At 34.7% G+C, this 5,679-nt stretch carries 2 protein-coding genes; both read left to right on the forward strand.

Going from position 1 to position 5,679, the window contains the following annotated elements:
* Positions 1 to 3,269 (forward strand): BREX-1 system adenine-specific DNA-methyltransferase PglX (gene pglX / locus RT405_RS12490; RefSeq protein WP_313470114.1); only part of this gene is annotated, 3,269 nt, incomplete at its 5' end.
* Positions 3,270 to 3,290: 21 nt separating this feature from the next.
* Positions 3,291 to 5,679 (forward strand): BREX-1 system phosphatase PglZ type A (gene pglZ / locus RT405_RS12495; protein ID WP_313470115.1); only part of this gene is annotated, 2,389 nt, incomplete at its 3' end.

Below are 5,679 nucleotides of genomic sequence, written 5' to 3' on the forward strand. Positions count from 1 at the left end.
ATCTCCCTACTCGCATGTCGATTCTGTCTTCGCAAACTCCAGGAAAATCTGAACCAGATGCCTTGACTCATATCCTGGAATTGAGCGAAGAATTGGATTTAGACCGGGAATGGATTTTTAAATTGCAAGATGAAAATAAAAACGAAGAATTGTACCAGTATTTATTGGTCAATCAATGCAATAAGCTGGGGGAAATCATACCCAATGTTTTTGAATATATTTCTGATGACCTGGCTTTATTGCTGCCGGATAATTTACTGGACGAAAATAGTGTGATTCACGATATTGTTCATTTGATCGATGAAGAAGATTGGAAAGATGTTGAAATCGTCGGCTGGTTATATCAATTCTATATTTCTGAACAAAAAGACTTAGTTTTTGCTAATTTAAAGAAAAATCAAAAAATTGGCAAAAATGATATTCCAGCCGCTACGCAATTGTTTACCCCCCGTTGGATCGTCGAATATATGGTAGATAATTCACTCGGAAGATTGTGGTTGGAATCTCATCCAGACAAGAATCTGCAGGAATCATTAGCGTATTATTTAGAAGACGCCGAGCAAAGCGGTGAAGTTTTACAGCAGCTGGAAGACTTGAAGAATCCAAAACTGAATATTGAAGAAATAGAATTTTTGGATCCCTGTTGCGGTTCAGGGCATATCTTAGTTTATGCCTTTGAGCTCTTTTATAAGATCTATCTTTCTCGTGGGTATTCTGAAAGAGAGATACCCAAGTTGATTTTGGAAAATAATTTATTTGGGTTAGATATTGATCGTCGTGCGGCCCAATTGGCGACATTTGCTGTTATCATGAAAGCTCGTTCATACGATCAGCGATTATTCAGCAGGAAGTTTTCAGTTCACATTCATAGCATCGAAGAAAGCAATGAAATCACGCAAGAAGATGTGTATTTATTTGCTAAAGAAGATGAAACGCTACTTGAAGAAACAGAAATGCTAGTGGACACATTCAGAGACGCAAAACTATACGGTTCCATTATTCAAGTTCCTAGCGTAGATACAAAATGTATTGAAGAGCAAATGGCTTATTTCAAACACTATGGTGAAATAGATATTTTTACTAGTGAACTGGTGGAATACACATTGCCGCTATTAGAAGACTTGTTGAACCAATATAAAATACTGGCCAAACAATACGAAGTGGTCGTAACGAACCCGCCTTATATGGGATCTAAGGGAATGGATGCAGGACTTTCAAAATACGTGAAGAAGTATTATTCAGATGAAAAAAGTGATTTATTTGCAGTGTTTATGGAAGTCACAAAAAAACTTACTAAAAAAAATTGTTATACAGCAACTATTAATCAACATTCATGGATGTTTTTATCTTCTTATGAAAAGTTAAGAGAAAAGCTGCTTATTAATGAGACGATGATTAATATGATACATTTAGGTACTAGAACTTTTGAAGAAATCGGCGGAGAAGTTGTACAAAATACGACGTTCATTTTGAAGAAAAAAATTATTCAAGGTTATAGAAGTACCTATATTCGTATGACAGATATTCCTAATGCTGCAGAGAAACAGAATTCATTTAAAAAAATAGAATTATATTATAATGTAAAACAAGAAAGTTTTTCTGCTATTCCTGAAAGCCCGATTGCATATTGGGCAAGTGACAATGTTATAGATTTGTTTTTTGAAAGAAATTTAGAAAATTTTGGCTTTGCTGGGATAGGAATGAGAACTGGGGATAATGAAAGGTTTTTAAGAAAATGGTTTGAAGTAAAGATAAGTGATTTTTCACTTAACAATTCTTCTTATGGAAATCTTATTAATAAAAATAAATGGGTTCCTTATAATAAGGGAGGGTATTTCAGAAAATGGTATGGAAATAATGAATATGTTGTAAATTGGGAAAATAATGGATATGAAATAAAAGAAAATACTAAACAAGTATATCCAGAATTGGGAGATAATCTAGGTTGGAAAATAAGCAATGAATCTTATTACTTTAAACCTGGTATAACATGGACTGGAGTTACATCAGGTCTATTCCATGCAAGATATTATAGCGAAGGATATATATTTGATTCTGGAGCAAATGGTTTTTTTGCTGACAATGAAGAATATGCTTTTTACTTTTTAGGTTTATTGAATACTAATCTTACAAATTACTTTTTTAAATTGATTAATCCAACAATAAATACAGGTTCTGGAACAGTAAAAAAATTACCAGTTATCTTAAAACAAGAAAATAGAAAAAACATCACTAAGTTGGTGAAAAATAACATTATATCTTCAAAAAAAGACTGGGACTCTTTTGAAACCTCCTGGGATTTTAAAAGACATCCATTTTTGGAATATGAAAGTAATCTAATTTCATATTCATTCACATCTTGGAATGAGTTTACTGCTGAACAATTCAGTCAGTTAAAGAGTAATGAAGAAGAGTTAAACCGAATCTTTATTGACATTTATGGTTTGCAGGATGAATTAACTCCCGAAGTAGAGGATAAAGATGTGACGATTCGAAAAGCGGATAAAGCAAGAGATGTGAAAAGCTTTTTGTCTTATTTGATTGGAATTATTTTTGGGCGTTATTCATTAGATGAAGAAGGATTGGCTTATGCTGGTGGAGAATGGGATGCATCTTGCTATAAAACTTACCAGCCTGATACTGATAATATTATTCCCATTACACAAGAAGTATTTTTTGAAGATGATGTGATGAATAAGATAGAAGAACTAGTCGGAATGATTTACGGGCAAGAAACACTGGAAGAAAATTTATTGTTTATTGCAGAAGCGGTTGGGAAAAAGAATAATGAAAATGCTCGAGAATGCATTCGCCGTTATTTCATTAAAGACTTTTATAAAGACCATTTGAAAATTTATCAAAAGAGACCCATTTATTGGATGTTCAGCAGCGGGAAACGGGGAGCTTTTAAAGGACTCGTATACTTACACCGATATGATCGAGATACGATTGCACGAATTCGGACAGATTATGTCTTGCTGCAAAGCAGAACACTAGATAATTTCATTGCTTTGGAACAGCATGTGGTGGATGATGAAAATGCTTCACGTCAAGCAAAAGCAGCAGCATTAAAAGCTATTGAAAATTATTGGAAAGACAAAGCAGAAATTAATCAGTATGCAGAAGTGCTAGACCATATGGCAAAACAACGAATTGAATTAGATTTGGATGACGGAGTAAAAGTAAACTATGCGAAGTTTCAAAATATCGAAGTTGTAAAAGATCAAGCAGGAAAATTAGTGAAGATGAATTTACTTGAAAAAATTTAACAAAAAGGAAGAGGGAGTTTAGTGGCAACTGAAATTGAAACTGAAATTCAACATTTTTTTAGCTCGCCTCTTCAAACAGGCGAGAAACGAAAGATTCTTTATTTATATGATGAAGAGAAGCAATATGCTGAACGAGTAAAAGAGCTGCATAATAACAGTCCGTTATTTGAATTGCTGGAAGTTAACGATCACAACTATTTTTACACCCATTACCAAATTGAAAAAGAACAGTCAGAAAAGAATATATTATTATATTTTGCAATCAAACGTCCTGCTGATCAAGAAAATCCTTTGTTAGGTGTTTTGTTATATAGTCAGGAATTAAAGTTAGATCACGAAAGTCAATTTTATGCGACCATTGGCATTGATGCAACAAACGACAAATTAACTTTTGTGGCTAAACAGTATCAGATTTTTTTCAAATCTAAAGAACGAACGACTAAATTTAATCGTCTCTTTCAGCAACTGGTCACTCAAAATGCGGATACGATGGAATTTTGTATTCTAGCAGTATTAACAAAGGCTGACCAATCAGATTGGATAGCTAGTTTTATCGAGTTATTCAATGAGATTATCCAAGGGCAAACTGTTCGTTGGAAAAATATTCAGAAATTTGGAAATGTAAACCGTTTTTGGGCGATAACAGATCGTCTTTTTGGATTCAATCTAGAAACCAGCAAAAACACTAAATTATCCATTAAGTCATTGTCAGAGCAATTATTCGTTACTCATTTGGCAAGCGAATGGCCAGAAGAACTTCCAAAATCTCTTAAGCAATATGTTTTGCCGAAAACGAATCAAACGATTATTTTTATTAACCAATGGACGAATTTTAAAGACCAGCAAGAAAGTTATACTCGTGTTGCCAATCGTTTAGAAAAAGAAATTGGAATTGATGAATTATTCAATGAAGTTTCGTTAACAAATATTGCTGAAGTAGAAACTTTCCAATGGTTTGACCGTTACCTAGTTCAACAAATTGCAGGCCAATTGGCTGATGGCGGGATAGACTACGAGTATTATGACCAATTGATTGTCCGAAGAAGAGGGACCTTTTGGTATACAGATTACCGAGCAGCGTATCATGCCTTGCGTTGGAGTCTCAAACTGTTCAAGTCCATCAGTGAAATGAACAGTATACTTGGTGAGCTGAAGAATGAACAGGATGTATGGCTAAAGTATCAAACAGATTTTTATCGAATAGATCAAGCTTATCGGAAATTCCATTTCTATTATGATCAGCTGACCGGTCTACTCTCTCCATTTGAAAGCTTGAAGGAGACAGTTGAACAGTCATATCAACATACATTTTTAGAACCATTTACAAAAAAATGGGACAAATTAGTGATGAAAGAACCGCAATCAAATTTAATAGATGAGAGTAAACAACAAGATTTTTATGTGAATGAAATTCAGCCTTTTGTAGAACAAGATAAGAAAGTCATTGTGATTATATCAGACGGATTGCGGTATGAATCCGGGAAAGAATTGTTTCAGCGCTTGATGGAAGAAAATCGGTTCAGTGGAAGCCTGTCAGCTATGCAAACGGAATTGCCATCCAATACAGCATTGGGAATGGCGGCGTTATTACCGCACAAATACTTGATGATTCAACCAAGCGGAAAAGTGGATGTGGATGGTTTGACATCTGAAAGTATTGAAAAAAGAAATGAGATACTTCAGCGAATGGGTTCTAAAAAATCACTTGCTATCGGTTATGATACTATAAATCAGATGAACCGAAATGAATTGCGTTCAACATTTGCTGGGAAGAAGCTGATTTACATTTACCATAATCGTATCGATGCAATTGGCGATCAACGAATCACCGAAAATGATGTGTTCAGTGCTGTAGAAGAAACGCTTCAACAAGTAAAAAGATTACTAACTCGTTTGGCAACAGAAGTTAGTGCAGCACAATTATTTGTTACAGCAGATCACGGGTTCCTATATAGTAGAAAGCCTGTTCAGCCGGTTGAGAAAGTAACATTGGATAACAATCTTGAAGGGATGGTTTATAATAAACGCTTTATTCTTTCAAAAGAAGAAATGCCTTTGTCAATTGGATTGAGTTTTCCATTAGGAGAACTCGCAAACTCAGCGGGCTATGTGCTTGTGCCAAGAGGAACGAACCGCTTTGCTTTAGCAGGCGGTGGTTACCAATATATTCATGGAGGACATTTGCCGCAAGAAACGATGGTGCCATTGTTAAATATCAAGACAACTCGCGGCAGGAACGAAACACCGCAAGTTGCGGTTAAATTATTAAGCCAAACAAGAAGAATTACGAATAACATTGTATGGCTGGAATTTTTACAACTTGATCCAGTTTCAGAAGTTTTAAAAGAAAAGCAGATAACTGTTTACTTTGAAGATGATAAAGGAAATAAACTGTCAAATGAGCAGCTTG

It is taken from the genome of Carnobacterium sp., assembly GCF_032094055.1.
Lineage (GTDB): Bacteria > Bacillota > Bacilli > Lactobacillales > Carnobacteriaceae > Carnobacterium_A.